Origin of the sequence: Paraburkholderia strydomiana, from assembly GCF_046030495.1 — a bacterium.
Taxonomy (GTDB): Bacteria; Pseudomonadota; Gammaproteobacteria; order Burkholderiales; family Burkholderiaceae; genus Paraburkholderia; species Paraburkholderia strydomiana_A.
In genome coordinates, this window is sequence record NZ_JAQQCJ010000003.1 from 325699 (window position 1) to 343924 (window position 18226).

16 protein-coding genes are annotated in these 18226 nt (G+C 61.1%); 8 read left to right on the top strand and 8 right to left on the bottom strand.

The features are described from left to right. The first annotated feature begins 15 nt into the window (after window positions 1–15). The 3 genes from PQQ53_RS06755 (at window position 16) to PQQ53_RS06765 (ending at window position 3983) form a co-directional block, all read left to right on the top strand. A complete protein-coding gene (locus tag PQQ53_RS06755) occupies window positions 16–1410 on the top strand; it encodes a uracil-xanthine permease family protein (RefSeq protein ID WP_408323511.1) in 1395 nt (464 codons plus the stop codon). Between the two features lie 232 nt (window positions 1411–1642). After that, window positions 1643–2686 (top strand): porin, encoded by a 1044-nt coding sequence (locus tag PQQ53_RS06760; RefSeq protein ID WP_408323512.1) that lies wholly within the window; start codon window positions 1643–1645, stop codon window positions 2684–2686. A 205-nt stretch (window positions 2687–2891) separates the two neighbouring features. Then, on the top strand, window positions 2892–3983 hold the full coding sequence (locus PQQ53_RS06765; protein WP_408138636.1) for a porin: 1092 nt from the start codon (window positions 2892–2894) through the stop codon (window positions 3981–3983). 217 nt (window positions 3984–4200) lie between these two features. Here PQQ53_RS06765 and PQQ53_RS06770 read toward each other — a convergent pair whose 3' ends face one another. The 3 genes from PQQ53_RS06770 to PQQ53_RS06780 form a co-directional block, all read right to left on the bottom strand. Next, on the bottom strand, window positions 4201–4470 hold the full coding sequence (locus PQQ53_RS06770) for a nuclear transport factor 2 family protein (RefSeq protein ID WP_408323513.1): 270 nt from the start codon (window positions 4468–4470) through the stop codon (window positions 4201–4203). Window positions 4471–4676: 206 nt separating this feature from the next. Beyond that, window positions 4677–5501: a siderophore-interacting protein gene (locus tag PQQ53_RS06775; RefSeq protein WP_408323514.1), complete on the bottom strand. Its 825-nt coding sequence runs from the start codon at window positions 5499–5501 to the stop codon at window positions 4677–4679. A gap of 94 nt (window positions 5502–5595) precedes the next feature. After that, a complete protein-coding gene (locus tag PQQ53_RS06780; RefSeq protein WP_408323515.1) occupies window positions 5596–6546 on the bottom strand; it encodes a PadR family transcriptional regulator in 951 nt (316 codons plus the stop codon). Window positions 6547–6978: 432 nt separating this feature from the next. On the opposite strand from PQQ53_RS06780, the gene PQQ53_RS06785 reads away from it, so the two are divergent. From PQQ53_RS06785 to PQQ53_RS06795, 3 genes are all read left to right on the top strand, one after another. Then, window positions 6979–9033, top strand: coding sequence for an alkyl/aryl-sulfatase (locus PQQ53_RS06785; RefSeq protein ID WP_408323516.1), 2055 nt, complete (start codon window positions 6979–6981; stop codon window positions 9031–9033). Window positions 9034–9042: 9 nt separating this feature from the next. Continuing rightward, window positions 9043–9567, top strand: coding sequence for a hypothetical protein (locus tag PQQ53_RS06790; protein ID WP_408138629.1), 525 nt, complete (start codon window positions 9043–9045; stop codon window positions 9565–9567). Between the two features lie 163 nt (window positions 9568–9730). Then, the gene (locus tag PQQ53_RS06795) at window positions 9731–10633 is read left to right on the top strand and encodes a hypothetical protein (protein WP_408323517.1); all 903 of its coding nucleotides are present in this window, start codon (window positions 9731–9733) and stop codon (window positions 10631–10633) included. A gap of 100 nt (window positions 10634–10733) precedes the next feature. On the opposite strand, the gene PQQ53_RS06800 is transcribed toward PQQ53_RS06795, so the two are convergent. The 5 genes from PQQ53_RS06800 to PQQ53_RS06820 all read right to left on the bottom strand — a co-directional run bounded on the left by PQQ53_RS06800 (window position 10734) and on the right by PQQ53_RS06820 (window position 16211). Further along, window positions 10734–11111 carry a response regulator transcription factor gene (locus PQQ53_RS06800; protein ID WP_408323518.1) on the bottom strand — a complete coding sequence of 126 codons (378 nt, stop codon included), beginning with the start codon at window positions 11109–11111 and terminating at the stop codon, window positions 10734–10736. A 96-nt stretch (window positions 11112–11207) separates the two neighbouring features. Further along, a complete protein-coding gene (locus PQQ53_RS06805) occupies window positions 11208–11831 on the bottom strand; it encodes a response regulator transcription factor (RefSeq protein WP_408323519.1) in 624 nt (207 codons plus the stop codon). Continuing rightward, complete coding sequence (locus PQQ53_RS06810; RefSeq protein ID WP_408323520.1) at window positions 11828–13813, bottom strand: sensor histidine kinase; 1986 nt, start codon at window positions 13811–13813, stop codon at window positions 11828–11830. The genes PQQ53_RS06805 and PQQ53_RS06810 overlap by 4 nt, the downstream gene beginning before the upstream one ends. Window positions 13814–14732: 919 nt before the next feature. Continuing rightward, window positions 14733–15263, bottom strand: a complete 531-nt coding sequence (locus PQQ53_RS06815) for a hypothetical protein (RefSeq protein ID WP_408323521.1) — start codon at window positions 15261–15263, stop codon at window positions 14733–14735. Window positions 15264–15266: 3 nt separating this feature from the next. Next, complete coding sequence (locus tag PQQ53_RS06820) at window positions 15267–16211, bottom strand: DUF2092 domain-containing protein (RefSeq protein ID WP_408323522.1); 945 nt, start codon at window positions 16209–16211, stop codon at window positions 15267–15269. Between the two features lie 26 nt (window positions 16212–16237). On the opposite strand from PQQ53_RS06820, the gene PQQ53_RS06825 reads away from it, so the two are divergent. Next, window positions 16238–16438, top strand: a complete 201-nt coding sequence (locus tag PQQ53_RS06825; RefSeq protein ID WP_408323523.1) for a hypothetical protein — start codon at window positions 16238–16240, stop codon at window positions 16436–16438. 20 nt (window positions 16439–16458) lie between these two features. Next, window positions 16459–18147 (top strand): arylsulfatase, encoded by a 1689-nt coding sequence (locus PQQ53_RS06830; RefSeq protein ID WP_408323524.1) that lies wholly within the window; start codon window positions 16459–16461, stop codon window positions 18145–18147. Window positions 18148–18226: the final 79 nt, after the last annotated feature.

Sequence of the window (18226 nt, forward strand, 5' to 3'; positions counted from 1 at the left end):
ACCTTGAGTACAGACATGCCGAAACCCGGCGCTTCAATCCAGAAGGCCATCGCCGAGAATCCGCCGGCGCGCGTCTTCGACGTCGGAATCAACGAGCGGTTGCCCCTCTCGCAACTGGCCGTGCTTGCGCTGCAGAACGTCTTTGGAATGACGGGCATGTTTGTGTTCCCGGGACTTCTCGGCCGCGCATTTCATTTGTCCGATCCCCAGATCGCGTACCTGTACGGGATGACCTTCATGGCGTGCGGAATCATCACGATTCTGCAATCGGTGCTGCTGTTGCGCCTGCCGATCGCGCAGGGTCCCTACGCGGGCAGTTTCGGTGCGCTCCTGACGGTCGGTCATTTGCAGTCGGGCGGCCTCGGTACGGCATTCGGGTCATTCTTCGCCGCCTCGCTGATCTGGTGCCTCCTCACGGTACCGATCCGCGGACGCAGCGTGGCGGGCATGTTCGCGCGGCATTTGCGCCTGCCTGTCATCTCCGGGATGATCGTCATGCTGATCGTGGTGCAGATCGCCAGCGTTGCGCTGCCGACCTGGATCGGCAGCCCAAAAAGCCCCGGCTTTCCGGTCGTGAACCTGCTTTCCGGCGCGGCCGCAGTAGCCGGTATCGTGTTCGCGATGCTGTGGGGCGGCCGCCGGTTGCGGCGCGTGGCGATCCTGCTCGGCCTCGCGCTCGGCACTTTGGCCTACACGCTGTTCGAGCCGGTTTCGTTCGCGGCGGTGGCCGCCGCGCCGCTCGTCGTCGAGCCGCGAATCTTTCCGTTCGGCTTCGGCGTGCGCCCCGATCTCGTTGCGGTGTTCCTGCTCGTGCTGATTCCGGCGGGCATGGGATCGATGGCCCTCTATCAGACTGTCGCCGATTGGGGCGAAGAGACGCTGAGTCCGGGCCGCATGTCCGAAGGGCTGTTCGGCGTCGCGCTCGGCTCGGTCGTCGCGGCAGTGTGGGGTGGCTTCAGCACGATCGCGTATCCGGACAACATTGGCATCCTGCGCGCGACGCGTGTCGGGTCGCGCTTCGTGACGCTCGCTGCGGGCATCCTCCTGATCGTACTCGGCGGCTGCGTGAAGTTCGACATGCTGCTCGTCGTCGTGCCGATTCCGGTGATCTCGGCCGCCGCGACGCTGCTGTTCGGCATCGTCTTCATGCACGGCGTACACATTCTCGCGCACGTCGAGTGGGACGATCGGCGACTGATCGCGTCGGGGCTCGCGTTTCTCGTTGGCCTCGGCGGTCTCTTCATTTCACCCGAAGTCCTCCATGCGATGCCGTTGATGCTCCAGCTCGTGTTTCAACAGCCGGTGATTTCCGGCGGTCTCACGCTTGTCGCACTGCACTCGCTGCTTTGCTCGAAGCAACAGCCGAGCCCGTCGTCGACCGCGCCTTCCCGCGCCCGGAACCAGGCTTAGGCAAGGTCGCAAAACATGTCCGGGCGGGCTGCCCGTCCGGATCCCTCGAAGCACTGTTATTTCTGAAGATCGTGCGCAGGTATCGAGAGAAGTTCTGCAACACCCATTTAATAGTTTGCACTACATATCAATAAACATTGCGGGTATTTGGAGCGAATTTCGGCATGCCGACGTGTGAAGGCGACCCCCTTCGCAGCGGCGAATCCAGGGCTTGGAAAGGCAGGAGACATAGATGAAAATAAATTTGGGGATGAAAGCGCTCGTTCTTGGCGCAGTTCTGTTCGCTGAGGGCGCGCACGCGCAATCGAGCGTGCAGCTCTACGGGCTTCTCGATGCGTTCGTCGGCTACAAGAAGCCGATGAACGGTCAGTCGAGTGTGATCGCGGGCAACGGCGGCATGACGGCACCGTACTTTGGCCTACGGGGAACAGAGGATATCGGTGGCGGCACGAAGGTCATTTTCGACCTCGAAGGCTATTTCAATATCCAGAACGGCGCGATGGGCCGCACCGGTTTTCCGCACGACGGCCTGTTCTCGCGTAACGCGTATGTTGGGGTGAGCGGCCGGTACGGTACGGCGACCGCCGGTCTGATTCCGCCGCTGCTGTGGTTCTCGACAATTACATTCAACCCCTTCTGGAACTCATTCGTGTTCTCGCCGATCGTGCTGCACAGCTACGTCGGCGTGAACGGCCAGGGCGTATTCGGCAATGCGGGCGAATGGTGGAACGCCGTGTACTACGCGTCGCCGTCGTTCAACGGCTTCGTCGGCCGCGCAATGTACTCGTTCGGCAACGATCCGGGCCATCTCGGCCAGAACAAGTGGACCGGCCAGGTCTCGTACAACAACGGCGGTTTCGCGACGTCCGTTGTGTATCAGCAGATCAAATACAGCCTGAATGCCGGCGACCTCGGCACCGTGCTGCCGGGACTGACGACGCAGTCGGTGGTGAACCTCGGCGTGTCGTACGACTTGAACTTTGTGAAGTTGTACGGCCAATACCAGCACATCTGGGATTCGATCTCGAATGGCGACGTCGGCATCGATACCGGCCAGATCGGCTTCTCGATTCCGGTGGGCGTCGGCAGGATTCTCGGCTCGGACGCGTATTCGAAGAGTAGCGGCCATAGCTCGGTTTATCGCAACAGCTGGGCGCTCTCGTATGACTATCCGCTGTCGAGGCGCACCGATGTCTATGCGGCGGTGCTGTCGGATCGCGCGAGCAGGATGTCGAGCGGCACCACGATCGGCGGCGGTTTGCGCACGCAATTCTGATCGAACGCCGGCGCCGACGACGCACGAGACCCGCTGATTCGACGCCACGGGAGCGCCGCGGGCGCGCGAGTTCAGACCGCGCAATGACAGGTCGTCGCACGCAGTTCGAACTCGACCTTCGTGCAATCCACGGTTAACGGCATGGGAAGTGCAGCGCACCGCACAGCCCCCGCCCCAAGAATTTAACGATGTCAATGGAGGAGATATGTTTGAAATTGGAGGAGCAGGTAGCGGTGCGCGCAGGATCGGTCTGAGGCGCTCGCTGGCCGCAATGACCTTGTTGGGGCTTTCTGGCGGCGCCGCTCACGCGCAAAGCAGCGTGACACTGTATGGCTCGCTGGACGGCGGTCTGCGCAATCTCGTGAACGGCACGAAGGCAGGCGGTGCGGCGCTGACGATGGCATCGAACGGCGTCTACAAATCGAATCGCTGGGGTTTCCTCGGCATCGAAGACCTGGGCGGTGGTTACTACGTCCGCTTCAATCTGGAAGCGGGCTACATTCTCTCGACCGGCGCCAACAGCAGCACGACCAACCAGCTGTTTCAGCGTACGTCGACGGTTGGGATAGGCGGACCGTTCGGCCAGGTCAACATTGGCCATCAGTTCACACTCCAGCACCGGCTGATCAAGGACTTCGAACCATTCGACCTGCATTATCTGGGCATTACCGAAGCGGCAGCGATTTCGGGCGGCACTAATGGCCGCGACGACAACGCGATCCACTACCACGGCGACTTCGGCCCGTGGACGGCGCGCGCGGTCTATGCACCGGGCGGTGTAGCAGGCAGTCTCGCGAGCGGCACCATGCTCGCGGGCGGTGTGAATTACCACACCAGACTGTTCAGGTTCGGCGCAGGCTATACGCATCGCTCGAACCCATTTTCGGCCACATCGAGCGCGTATTTCGCCAACAATCAATACACCGCGGGCGGTGCCGTGACGCTCGGTCCCGTTGATCTGATGGGCGGCTATTCGCTCGCAACACAAGCGGTTCCTTCCACGGCGCACGGCGAGACGCGCAATCAATATCTGTGGGGTGGCTTCCGCTATCATGCAACGTCGGTCTTCAACGTCACGGGCGCTTACTACGACGACAAGAACACGACGGCCGGCGTGGATGGAAGAAAGGGTGTCGCCATTCTGGGCATCAACTATGTGCTGTCGAAAAGCACCGAGCTTTACGCCGATATCGACTACACGCATTTCACCGGTGGCTACGTGACTAATCTAACGCTGAACCCGTCCGGGCATGGCAAACAGACAGGTGTCTCGTTCGGTATGAACCATTTTTTCTAAACCCGCTAACGTGCGCTGGACGTGAGAAGGGCAGGCGTGGAGTATTCGCGAGCCCGTGCAACACGGGCTCGCAGAATGCACTGATTTTTTCCGGTGGGGCGCCGAACGCACGCCCTCACCGTTACGAACCGCCGCGAAGCGACCAGATGCCAATCACGCAGTGATGCCTGATTTCGAACGACGCGTCGATGACGTACTGCGATCCTTCGCAACCGGGTTAAACCGGCGCCGCAATCGAAGTCGGGTATAGCAGCGTATCGGTCACGCAAACCCGGCTTTCAAACAGGAACCGGTGGCCGTCTGCAACAACGACGCGGTCGATATAACGCCCTGACGTCGCGATTTCTGTCATCCGGTCAAGCATCGCCTGCGGGATTGGAAAATCCGCGTCGACGCGGTAGCCGTCGCCATCCACGTGAAGCGAAGCGTTCAGGCGCGCAGCGTGGCCGCGAGGGAGACCGCCGTTCCAAATCGTGAAGGCCTTCATCGATCAGCACCGCTGCACCTTTGCGGACGAGCCGATCCACAAGGTTTTGCAGATTGCCCCGTCGGGTTACCGACGTGGCTGCTGATTGCGTACTTCGGTCGATTCCTTATTGTTGTTCGACGCGCAGCGTCTGCGGGAGCCCACATCGCTCGCTCATCGCGCTCGCCGATGCCCGTGCGAACGCGGTGTCCGGCGAGCGCATACGTTCAATCGTCGAGCGATTCGTGGACTGCTTGCGCGCCCTGTTTCCAGTAGCTAGCCGCGCGAATACGCGACTTGTCGACACCGCGTTCCGAGCACAGATGCTGACGCACCGCACGCATTGTCGCGGATTCGCCGGCGGCCCACACGTAGCCTTCGCCGTCTTCCGGCAGATAGACATCGCGGACTGCCTGCAACAGCGCCGCGCCGCGTTCGCCCGCTTCGCTGCGATAACACCAGACCAGATGCAGTTCGGCCTGTGTCGTGAACTCGATCTGCGCCGACGGATCGGCCACTTCGATCACCGCGGCGGCGCGCGTACCGGGCGGCAGTTCTTCGAGGCGGCGAGCGATTGCGGGCAGGGCGGTATCGTCGCCGACCAGCAGATGCCAGTCGAACGCGGTGGGAATCACAAGCGAGCCGCGCGGGCCGCCGATGCCGAGATACTGGCCGACTTTGGCCTGCGCCGCCCAGTTCGCGGCGGGGCCGGCCTCGTGCATCGCGAATTCGATGTCGAGCTCACGCGCTTCGCGATCGAAGCGGCGCGGGGTGAAATCGCGCGCGGTCGGGCGCTGGCCTGCGGGAAACACCGGACCGTCGGGACCGGCTTCCGGCAGCGTCGGTTTGTCCGCGCCGGGCTCGGGGAAGAACACCTTGATGTGGTCGTCGAACGAAGCGGAAACGAAGTCGTGCAGATCGTCGCCCGTGAAGGTCACGCGAATCAGGTGCGGGGTCAGCGCGCGCACCTGCTTGACCTGCAGCAGACGGAACTTCAGCGGATGGCGCACTCGATGCACGGCCAGGTCGGGTCGATTGTCATTGCTCAGCATGAGGGTGGTGCTCCTGTTGGGTTCGAATCGCGCGGGGGCGGTCGCGCAGGGGCGCTGCTGGCGTGCGGACACGCAAGCAGCAGACCGCGTGATTTCAGCCGGCGGGTTCGCCGCCGCTGCTGTCAATGCCGGCGCCTTCGCTGGCTGCCTCGATGTCTCTTGCCGCGCGCATCAGGATCGCGGCGATCCGGCGCTGCTCGGCGGCCGGTGCGTTGTCTCGGCGCAGCAGGGCATGCTTCAGCGTGCGGCGGGCTTCGTTCAGCTCGGGCAGCCAGCCGCCTTCGCTGATGTCGGCCGGCTCTTCGCCGGCAAAGGCGCGGCGCACCGAATCCATCTTGCGGGCGATGTGAGTCAGCTTCGCCAGCATCAATTCGACGCGCTCGCGATTGGCGGCCAGATATTCGCGGCCCATGTCCGCCAGTTCGTAGCGCTTGCGGTTGCCTTCGAGTTGCACGGTGACGTAGCCGAGTTCTTCCAGATACGTGAGCGCCGGATAGACCATGCCGGGGCTCGGACTGTAGAAGCCGTTCGAGCGCGTTTCGAGCGCCTTGATCAATTCGTAGCCGTGACTCGGCTGCGCGTCGATCATCGACAGCAACAGCAGTTGCAGGTCGTCCGAACTGAATTTGCGGCTGCGCGGAAAACCGTCGCCATCGCCGCCGAAGCCGCCCGGGCCACCGCCGAAGCGCCCGCCACGGCCACCGCCGCGCGGGTCGTGATGACGGCCGATGGCGTGCCACAGCAGCGCTTGCGGCGAGAAACGGTGGCGACCGTGCGGGCCGTGGTTGCGTGCGTCGGCGTGGAAATCGCGGCGGCCGTGATGGCCAGCTGCGTGGCCGTAAGGCTCGCGTTCAGCATGTTCACCACGTGGGCCACGCTCACCACGCCGGCCAGATTCGTCGCCGTAGAACTCGTGGCGCTCGCCACGCTGCGCCTGATCGCGGATGAACGCATGCCAGAGCTCATGGAAGGTCGCATGATCCTGGCCTGCGCGAAAACCTTCGTCCGCCTTGCTCGGACGGGAAAATCGATGCGGATGTCGCATTCTGGGCACTCCCGTGAATGTCTTAAGATATGTCTTAAGATATATATCTAAAGATAGTTTGTCAAACTTCTTTTTCGCGACTTATCGGCGGCAACAGAGTGTGCGGAACGCAAAAATTGCGAGCTCGGGCTTTGCCGAAGCGAGCGAGACGAGCGCTGCATTGCAGCGCGCACGCTGAGGTGGCACGCGCGTTCGGCATGCCGACTGCTCGTCGTGGCAAATTCGTGGCGGCTGGACTCCTGCCCGCTTTTTCCCTTTGGGGCAACCGCATTGCCCGAACTACCTATGGCCTCACCGCGGCGCCTATGCGAAAAAGACTGTTGCGCCCGACCGGCAACGCGACTCTCCGGAGAGGGTTGTAATGCACGCCGTGCCAATGGCCATTTCGCAGGCCGTTCGGCGCCTGTCAATCGCAAATAACCGGAGGTGGCCATGTCTCAGTCCGACGACGCAGCGAAAGCCGGATCACGCAGGGCATTTCTGAAGAACGTCGCGGTAGCCAGCGCTGCGACCGGTCTGTCGGGTGTGGTCGGCGAGACGCTTGCTCAAACTGGCAATGTGGCAAACCCCACCGGCCCTGCTTCGAAGCCCGCGACGCCCGCTACTATTGCACTGAACAAGCAGTACGCCGACTTCCTTAATTTCGCCGACGTTCAGGACTTCGAGGATGCCAAACGTGGCCTCGTCGCGACGTTGCCGGAGCCGGTCATCATCAAGGGGCAGGGCGAATTCCCGGCGTGGAACCTTCAGCAGTTCGCGTTTGTGAGTGGCGGTCCGGAGAACAACGCGCCATCGACCGTCAATCCGAGCCTCTGGCGTAACGCCAAGCTCAACATGAATCACGGGCTTTACACGGTGGTCGATGGCATCTGGCAGGTGCGCGGCTACGACCTTTCCGTGATGAGCATCATTCGAGGCGACCACGGCTATATCGTCATCGATCCGTTCATCACGACCGAAGTTGCCTCGACGGTGTGGAAGCAACTCGTCATCCCGCATCTGGGCGACAAGCCCATTACCCACGTTATCTACACACATAGTCACGTCGATCACTATGGCGGCGTGCGCGGCCTCGTTAGCGACGAGGACCTGAAGTCGGGCAAGGTACAAATTGTGGCGCCGGTCGGCTTCACTGAAGCCGCCGTTGGCGAGAACATCATAGCCGGCAACGCAATGGGAAGGCGCGCCAGTTACATGTATGGCTCACTGCTGCCGCGCGACCCGGTGGGGATTGTCGACGGAGGGCTCGGCAAAACGACCTCGGTTGGCACGATCACGCTGGCCGTGCCCTCGATGTTCGCCGAAAAGACGGGGCAGAAGTTGACGCTCGACGGCGTAGAAATTGAAGTTCTGATGGCGCCCGAATCGGAGGCACCGGCGGAATTCATGTTTTATCTGCCGAAATTCAAAGCGTTCTGCGCGGCGGAAGACGCCACCCATACGCTTCACAACCTCTATACGCTGCGCGGCGCAAAGGTCCGTGACGCCTTGCTCTGGTCCAAGTACCTTCAGTCGGCGCTCGACATGCACGGCGACGACATGCAGGTCATCTTCGCCTCGCACTACTGGCCGACCTGGGGCAACGATCGCATCAATGCTTTCTTGCGCGCCCAACGCGACATGTATCGCTATCTGCACGATCAGGTGATGCGCATGGCCAACCTCGGTCAGACGCCGCTTGAGATCGGTGAGGCCATCCGTTTGCCGGACAGCCTTGCGAAACACTGGTATTGCCGAAGCTACTACGGCACGGTCTATCACGACGCGGTTGCGCAGTACAACCTGCGTCTCGGGTTCTTCGACGGCGTGCCGGCGAACCTGCACCGGCTGCCGCCGACCGAGAGCGGCAAGCGCTACGTCGAGTTCATGGGCGGCGCACCCGCCGTATTGCGAAAGGCGCATGAATCCTTCGACAAGGGCGACTATCGATGGGTGGCGGAAGTCGTCAACCACGTCGTGTTCGCCGACCCGCAAAACACCGCCGCCCGGCAACTGCTGGCGGATGCTTACGAGCAGTTGGGCTATCAGTCGGAGTCGGCGCCCTGGCGCAACTTCTATCTGACCGGCGCAATGGAATTGCGCAACGGTGTCAGAAAAGGGCAGGCGCCTGCACCGCAGAGCCCCGATACCATTCAGGCGATGCCGCTCGACATGTTCCTCGACTATCTGGGCATCCGGCTCAATGCGGAGCGCGCAAACGGCAAAACGGCATCGTTCAATCTCGTGTTGACCGACACGAAAGAGAATTGCGTTCTGGGCGTCGAGAACAGTGCGTTGCATTACTCGAAGGGCAAGACCTCGAAGACGGCAGATGCGACGGTCACCATGACACGCGCGGACCTGAACAGCATCATGATGGGCCAAACCAATATGCAGAAGCTCGTGATGGCCGGCAACGCCAAGATCGACGGCAATAGCCAGAAGCTGGGCGAGTTCGTCTCGTGGCTCGACAACTTCGATTTCTGGTTCAATATCGTCACGCCTTGAGGTGAGACCATGTGCGCGATCTGCAGCTTCAAGATTGATTTCGGTGTTGGCCACCCACTGGCCCTGAGCGTCGCGGTGGCGACCCGAAAGGCGATCGAGGCCGGGCGGGTCGAACCAATCGATGCCGCGGAGGGTGCGCTCGCGTCCGCCCGCATGCGCATGTCCGCCGTTGACGCGCTGAACCTGCTGCAGGCGCGCATCGAGGGCGCGCTCAGCGAAGAGGGGCTGCTGGGCCTGCCCGATTTTTACGTGCTGCTCATCGAGAACGATACATGGGGCTTTTTCCACGCGACAACGAATGGCTTCGATCCTGAGATCGTTCCCGACATGCCTGACCTGGCGACAACGGATGAAGCGCGGCGCAGCAGCATTGTCATTGCGTCGGAGGCCGGGTTGCGTGCGTGGCTGGAAGGGCGTTTCGATAGCGAATATGCGCTACGTGAGTCGCTGTTCGTCGTCGACGCACCCCGCGTGCCCGCCGCCTCCATGGTGCAGATGCTTGCTGCTACCGACTTAGCCAGCATCGATCGTTAGTAACCTTAAACGCCGGACGCGACGTCCGCTCGATAGCATGAAGGTGCTATTGATGCCGGGAAACGATGGACGCGTTCATCGCCTCGGCGTGGGAATCGGAAAAATAGGCTTACGGCGTATCCGACAGCTGTGCAGGTTCGCTTGCACAGTGCAAGTCACTAGCGTGCTTCTGATCGCGAGCGGCCTGTGGCTCATGCCCGGTATGGCCGAAGCGCAAGCTGCGTCGGGGCCCGCATTTACCGGTCCGGATGTGCAACGGCGCGCTAACGCGGTGCTCGCCATGCTGTCCTTCACCGTCACACCGGATCTCTCCGCGAGTACGCTCGGCATCCGGGATGGATCGACGGGGAATCCTTCGCTGAATATGACGCAGTTCGGCGGCGGCTTCACGCTAAGCCCGAACTTTCCGCTTTATCTGGAGGGGGCATTGGGTGGTTCGCGCTACGATCCCACGTTTCTGGTGTCGGACGGTCAGGAGCAACGGGTACTGCCAACGCGGTGGACTAACGTCGCGGCAACGGGTGGCATTGGCTGGGATTTTCCGCTTAACGAAAGCAAGAATCTGGTCATCAGGCCGATCTTTAACTTCTCGCTCGGAGAGGTGTTGAGTGACGCAACGGCAGCTCAGTTCCTCATCAATCGCAAGACGGACAAGAACATCGATTTTATCCAGGGTGGTTCTCTCAGTGCTTACGGGCTCGGTGGGTCGCTCATGCTTGGCTGGTATCCACGCATGGAACCGTATGAGTTCGACCTTGAACTACGCTTCACGGACATTTATCTCCAGAGCTTTGGCTCGTCGAGCGGGGTTCGGGGTTCCGCCAATGCGGAGTCCACGAACCTGTATGCCCGCTGGCGCGCACCGACTGGTTTGCTGGTTTTGCACCGTCCACTGCGTTATGTCCTCGAACTTTCTCATTCGACGTACCTCGGCAGCCAGGCGAACATCCTCGGCTTCAATCAGCTAACGTCGTTGGGCACAGGCCTCGAGATCGATACAGGCGCCGTGACGAAGCTTTTTCCCGCCTGCGAGTCGTTGCGCGCTACGCGTTCGGAAAGGACGTGACTGGCGTGTCACTTGGCCTCGCCCTCAGCTTCTGATCGACGCCGATGTGTCGGCATCGGACTATGCATCGAGGCGCGTTATCGCGGCATGTTCGTCATCGTTAAGGTCGCGTGTCTTGCAGCACGGACCGTGAAATCGCATCCAGGAGATCCTTGGCCACGAACGGCTTGGTCAACAGTTCGTGGCCGCCGGCGCTCATGACTGCGCTGCGCGTCGCGGGACTGTCGTGCGACGTGATGAACACGGCAGGCGGACGTGGAGAACTGAGTTGTTCGTAGCATCGCGGACCCGATACCCCGGGCAGTCGAACGTCCAGCACCAGACAGTACGGCACGCGCGTGTCGTTCGCGCCAAGTAATGCCTCAGCGCTGTCGTAAAGCAGGGTATCGAAGCCCGACACGCGTAGCAGGCGTTGCAAAGCGCGACGCATGCCGGCGTCGTCTTCGACGACCACGATCAACTGTCTGGTATCGTTCATTGCCGGCCACGTTTCGGTGCATCAATTGTCGTGCAGGCCGACGTTCAATGCTATCGGGGCTTGGGGCAACGGGTTGCCCTTCGGGGCAAGCATGGCTCAGTTCGGGGCTCGCGTTCGCATGATTGGCTCCGCCAGTCTCACGAGGTCGGCAAACGAACGAGCATGAAGCTTGCGCATCAGATCGGCCCGGCAGGACTTGATGGTGCGCTCACTCAATGCCAGTTCCGCTGCAATCTGCTTGTTAAGGCGGCCTGCAACAATGCCGCGCAGCACGACCTGCTCGCGCGCGTTCAGATCGACGGCGTCTGCGGCGTTCGCAGGCTCATCGGAATCAGGCGCGACGGCTACAGTCGCGAGGGCGGATTCGATAGCGGCGAACAGGGCCTGCGCATCGATCGGCTTGAGCAGGAAGTCGCTTGCGCCGGCCTTGATGGCCATGACCGTTTTGGGAATATCCCGGTGTGCGCTGATAAACACGATCGGCATCGGACTGCCAACTCTTTGCAGTGCGTGTTGCAAATCGAGTCCGCTCGGACCGGGGAGTTCCAGGTCCAGCAGCAGGCACCCGGGTGATGCGTCAGGCGCTGTCACGAGAAAATCCCCGGCGCTCGGGTAGCCTTTTACCGTGAATCCCGCGCGAGCCAGTAGCCGCATCAATGCGGTGCGTAGGGCAAGGTCATCGTCAACGACATGGATGACGGCATCAGCATGATCGCTCACGTGTGTCCTCCTTGTGTTGTAGGCCGGGCTTTCAAGGTGGCCCTTTCAGTGGGGTTATCAAACCCGGGTCGAGCCTCGCGAGCATGCGAGCTCGCATGCTCCGCGGCCGAAGGAAGCCAGACGGTGAACACGCTGCCGCCGCCATACCGGGACGCGGCCGAGACACGTCCGCCGTGCGTCATGACGATGGTGCGTACGATGGAGAGTCCGAGTCCCATCCCGTTGGGTTTGGTCGTATACAGCGAGTCGAACAGGCGCTCTCCGACACCGGCCGGAATGCCGTGTCCGCGATCGGCGACGGTCAGTTCGTAGCCTTGTCCCACCGCCCGCGTCGAGATAGACAATATGCGGTCCGCGGGGGGGGTGTCCTCCATCGCGTCCATGGCATTGATGGCCAGATTGAGCAAGACCTGCTGCAGTTGCACGCGGTCGCCCTGCACGCGGGAGTTTTCCGCGGCCGGATTCGACTCGATGACGATGCGCCGCCGCCGGGCTTCGAGGCCGAGCAACGCCAGCGCTTCTTCGAACGCCGAATTCAGGTCGAGCATGTCCATCTTGAGCGGGTGCTTTTGCAACAGTGCCCGCAGGCGCTGCACCACCTGATTCGCGCGCAACGCGTCACGGCGTATATCGCCGAGGATCGAGTGAAGCTCGTCGATATCGGGTTCGTTTTGAAGCATCATGCCAGCCGCGTCGGCGTTGCTGAGAATAGCGCCTAGCGGCTGTCCGACTTCATGAGCGATCGACGCGCTCAGTTCACCCGCCGAAGCGAACCGCGCCGCGCGAGCCAGTTCGTCCAGTCGCAGCGTTGCTTCATCTTCGGCAATCCGCCTGCGCCTGCGCTGCCAGAGCAGACCAGCAATGGTCAGCGCCTGGAGCAGCACGACGGCGAGGGCGATCAACACGATGTCCCTGTATTCCCGCCAGAGCGAAGGTGGCACGTCGATCAATTCGCAGCCCTCGGGCAAAGCGTCCGCGCGCAGCCCCAATTTGTCGATCACCCCGACGTCCGCAACACAGCGGGAGGCGCTCGCAGCTACGGTGGCGCTTTGCGGTGGCACCTTGCCAAGCAGGATCGACGCGGCCAGTGCACCGGTCAACTGGCCGTTGGTCTCGAAGCCGGTCATCGATCCCGCCGCCAGCCCATGACCCATGTAGGTGGGGTACCAGCCGTAAATCGGCGCGTTGGAGGCCTTCGCCATCGGGGCAACGACCTCGTAGGGGAAAAAGGTTCGACCGGTACGATCGCGATACATCGTCGTGTAGAGCACGGCAGTATCGCGGTCGAGTGCAGCGAGGCGTTGCTGTAGTTCGGGCACCGTCAAGCCACTCCAGACATCGACGGCCCACTGGCGCGATTTGCGCGCACGCGCCGCATCCGCGCCACGCTGCGCGAACCGGAGATCCAGTGGCGCCACGCCTGATACCACCACGAGATGCCGCGCATTCGGCTGCAGCGTCTCGGCCAGCGCAAGCGTGCCGTCCAGATCGAAATGCACCGGTACGTAGGCGAATTCGGCGGGAATATCTTTTTGTCTTGCCGGCGCGACGCTGGAAATCACAACCGGTACGCCCGGCCAGATCTCGTCGTGATAGCGTTTGGTGAAATCCAGTGCGAAGTCCGCGAGCCCGATGACGACGTCGACCTGTTTCTGTTCGTACTTTCTCTTCATGAGCGCGAGAAAGCTGGGCATCAGTTCCGCATCGTCGAACCGGAGGTCGTCGAGCGAATCTGTGTAGAACTCCGCACCATCCGGAGCGGCAGAGGCTATCGAGTTGCGTATTGCCTGAATTTGCTGCTGGGCAGCCGGCTGCGTCGGGTCCGCGCCAGGCAGAATGACAACGTGCCAGACATGTTCCGCATAAACGCTCGTGGATAATCCAAGCATTACCAGAAACACGCAGCGTATGGCGTGAGTACGCGCGATCGCTCGCCGCGTGCGGGCAGCCAAGAGGATTCTCGAAGCGCGTTCCTTTTTCATGGTTTCTGAAAAGACTGGCGTCGCGAATACTATGCCAGAGCGCCTGATAATCCGAATAGCCTTTTGTAAGAAAAATTTCCGTGAAAACTACAATTTAATTGGGGCTAAATCAGCAGGGGATAATCTGGCTGTTTCCATTCGACCGAAATCTAAATCGCATAGGTGAATGCAGAATTCGCATGTCGCGTAGTTTCCATGCGGTGGCGTCTTTGCACGGTCGCTCTCTTCGCAGGCGTAAAAAAATACCGCTGACGTGTTGCTAAATGAAAAAATCGGTATTTTTTGAAATCAAGCAGTCGCTTATGTAGGAGTGGGGCGGAACAAAAAACATGATCTGGGGCTTGTGGCGGCCAACTGCCGCGCCAGTTCCGTGCGCACGCTATACCTGATAATCAGCGTGACGAGCGATATCTAGAACGCCTGCAAATGCGCCAGTCTATTTCATGATCAGATTGTGATTGGCGGCGGCGATATTCGGCGCTTCCTTCTAGTTGTCGTAAAGCCGCTCCAGCTAATGGACCACGAGCGCGACGTTCGCCTACACCAAGGTTATCCACGAGACGTTTTATACCGCAGCGTGTCAGGAACCCGGTTGATGGAGGGCAGCATGTCGGCGACATGCCCCGTTTTGCCGGGCACAAGAGAGGCGATCAGCACTGATGCCGTGTCGAAAGCGAAATGCGGGTGCCTTTGACCATCAAGGTTCGAAGCAGGGCGACGACCTGAAGCATGAAAAAAAGAACAGCGTAGGCGCGAGCGCCTTCATGCATGCTCGATGCTTGCCCGGCGACGCGCTCATGTTGCGATCTCTCCCGGTTCGCTCGCAGCGCTGGATGCGAAGCCGCGGAGCGCCCGGGTGCTCAGCCCGACGGCAAGCGCATCGCGGCTTCGAAGCTCAAATGCACGACCACGCGAGCCTTCAATATGGTGGGTTGACTATGACGTATTGCGCACCTTGCGGCTGATACCAGGTACTGCCGCAACGCTGGTAGACCATGCCCCCGTAGTTGACGGGAGCGCAATTAGGCGGCACCGAATTCACCATCGACCCGACGATGGCGGAGGTGACGCCGACCGCCGCTGTGACCGCTGCCGCCGTTGCCACCGGATGGTAGTCGTCGTCCCAGCCGCCGTGGTGCTCCACGTTTGCGTTGACATTGACATTGCGGTTGACGTTGACGTTGTTCACGCTGGTATTGCGGACGTTGCGGGTGCGCGCATCCGCGTGGGTATTGTTCAATTGGGCGCCGCCGTGCGGTCCGCCAGCGTGCATGCCACCTCCGCCGGCGTGCATTCCGCCACCACCACCACCACCGCCGCGAGCGCCCCGCTCAACGTGTCCGCCGCCGCGCCCCGCCGCGCTGGCCGGCGCATTGACGCAAACGATGGCACACACCGCAACGAGGATCGGTAGGAGTACAGTTCGATTTCGCCTGAGTGTGGTCTTCATGGCCTACTCCTGTTTCGCGCCAACCGGAACGATTTCGATCTTCTTCGCGCCCTCCGGTGGCCGGAATGTGAACACGGAGTCCTTGAAGTTGGGCGAGGTCGTCCAGTCGAGGATCGAGACCGACTGCGGACGCGCGTCGTCGTCGCGCCTCGTGATCACGAGCTTGCGCGGCAATGGGTTCGCACCCGCCGTGATCCAGATCTGCCAGTCGGCATTTTTCTGGCGGAACGCATAGTGATCGGTAATATCGTGGCCGATATAGTCCTGCCCCGCGTACATCGCGGACTCGAACTGATCGGTGGGCGCGTCGGGCGTGCCCCAGACGAAGAGATCGGCGAGCGGGATCTCCACGCCGTAGCGGGCACGAATCTTCTCGACCAACGAATCGAGGTTGCCGTTGAAAGCCACGGAGGAGTAATACTTCTGCTGCGGCGAATAGAACGTCACCGTCTTACCGTCATAAAAGATCTCGCGCTCACTTCTCGCGCTGCTCATCGAAGCGCGCATCCGGTTGGGGCGGTCGACGTCGAGTTGCGCGGTCGCGGTGTGCTGAAGCTTCTGACCGTCTTCTAGAACGCGTTCGCCAGTTAGCTCGGTGGAAACGCGAAAACGCTTGAGGGACTGAAGATGCGCGCCCATCTTCTGAAGCGCCTGTACGGCAGCGGGGTCCACTGGATTCGCCGGCGTGCCCGTCTCGCTGGCCGGGGTGGTTTGCGCCTCGACGTGCGGCATGAAAATGGTCCCGGCCACGACGAGAACGGCTAAAACTCTTTTCTTCATTCTGCGCTCCCGATTCGTGAGAGACATGCCGCATAAACCTGAAGGAGTGGCGATAGCGCGCGCATCGCGACAATTTGCAATGCACATGTAGACGAATGTAGGGGGCATCCGCGCGAAAGAAAAGGGGGGAATCCGATATTGCCCAAAAGGGAAATCGGGTTGCCCCAAACACCTATGGTGTTGAAAAGGCTTATGTGCAAAAAATTGGCAATGGCAAGCAGATCCGCCCTTGTGCGAATTTGAACTGGCGCACCTATCGTTCACGTTACATCCCGAACGGGGGCGACGGAGCGAATCGTCATGACGGTGCCGCGCTTTACGATCTGATTGTTCATCAATTCGATCCACTTCAGCGCGAGCTGAGCCGAAGCGAATTGATCGACGTCAGGCATTGATCGATACCACGGGAAACACGATGAAACCTGAGACATGCTTTAAGGCTCTGGCGAGGCCTGTCAAACGCGCCCCTTTTGCGATGGTGGCCGCGGGGCTGCTGAGTGTTGCGATCAATGTGCAGGCACAGACAGATGCGCAGCAGCAGCCCACGCGCCCCAATATCGTGCTGATCGTGGGCGACGACGTCGGCTGGGGCGACCTCGGTGCCTATGGCGGCGGCGAAGGGCGCGGCATTCCCACGCCGAACCTCGACAGGATGGCCGACGAGGGCATGACGTTCTTCGACTTCTACGGCCAGCCGAGCTGCACGCCGGGCCGTGCCGCTCTTCAGACGGGCCGCAATCCGAATCGCAGCGGCATGACGACCGTTGCGTTCCAGGGCCAGGGGGGCGGCCTGCCGCACGCGGAATGGACGCTGGCGTCGGTCCTGAAGCTCGCGCATTACAACACCTACTTCACCGGTAAATGGCACCTTGGCGAGGCGGACTACGCCCTTCCCAATGCACAAGGCTACGACGACATGAAGTACGTCGGCCTGTATCACCTGAATGCATACACGTATTCCGATCCAAAGTGGTTTCCCGACATGGACCAGCAGACCCGCGACCTGTTCGTCAAGGTGACGACGGGCATGCTGTCCGGTAAAGCCGGCGAGAAGGCCCACGAAGACTTCAAGCTGAACGGGCAATACCAGAACGAGCCACAAAACCATATCGTTGGCATTCCGTTCGTGGATCGCTACATCGAGAAAGCCGCACTCGACGATATCGACGAAGCCGCGCAAAGCGGACAGCCGTTCTTCATCAACGTGAACTTCATGAAGGTCCACCAGCCGAACATGCCCGATCCGGACTACGTCGGCAAGTCGCTGTCGAAGTCGAAATATGCGGACTCGCTCGTCGAACTCGACGCACGCGTCGGTCACATCATGGACAAGCTACGCGAGAAGGGCCTCGACAAGAACACGCTGGTGTTCTTCACGACCGATAACGGCGCGTGGCAGGATGTTTATCCTGATGCGGGCTACACCCCGTTCCGCGGCACCAAGGGCACCGACCGTGAAGGCGGCTCGCGCGTGCCGGCGATCGCCTGGTGGCCCGGGAAGATCAAACCGCATTCGAGAAACTTCGACATTCTGGGCGGCCTCGACTGCATGGCGACTTTCGCGTCGGTGGCGGGTGTCGATCTGCCGAAGAACGATCGTGAAGGCAAGCCCATCATCTTCGACAGCTACGACATGTCGCCGGTTTTGTTCGGCACGGGAAAGAGCAAACGCAACTCATGGTTCTACTTCACCGAGAACGAACTGACGCCGGGTGCCGTGCGGGTCGGCCAGTTCAAGGCTGAGTTCAACCTTCGCGGCGACGCGGGCGTGAAAACGGGTGGCCTTGCGGTGGATTCCAACCTCGGCTGGAAGGGCCCCGAAAGCTATGTCGCCACGGTTCCGCAAGTGTTCGATCTGTACCAGGATCCGCAGGAGCGCTACGACATCTTCATGAACAACTACACGGAGCATACCTGGACACTGGTGGCCTTCAACGCCGCCGTCAAGGACCTGATGCAGACGTACATCAAGTATCCGCCGCGCAAGTTGCAGAGCGAGGGCTATTCGGGGCCGATCACCCTCACGCAATATGAACGGTTCAAGTACGTCCGCGACCAGCTGCAACAGAACGGCTTCAGCATACCGCTGCCATCCGGCAACTAGTCCGCTGAACCTGCCGGCCAATCGGAACGCGCCGATTGGCCGGACACCGCGATGTGCCATCTGCAAAACGTCTAACGGT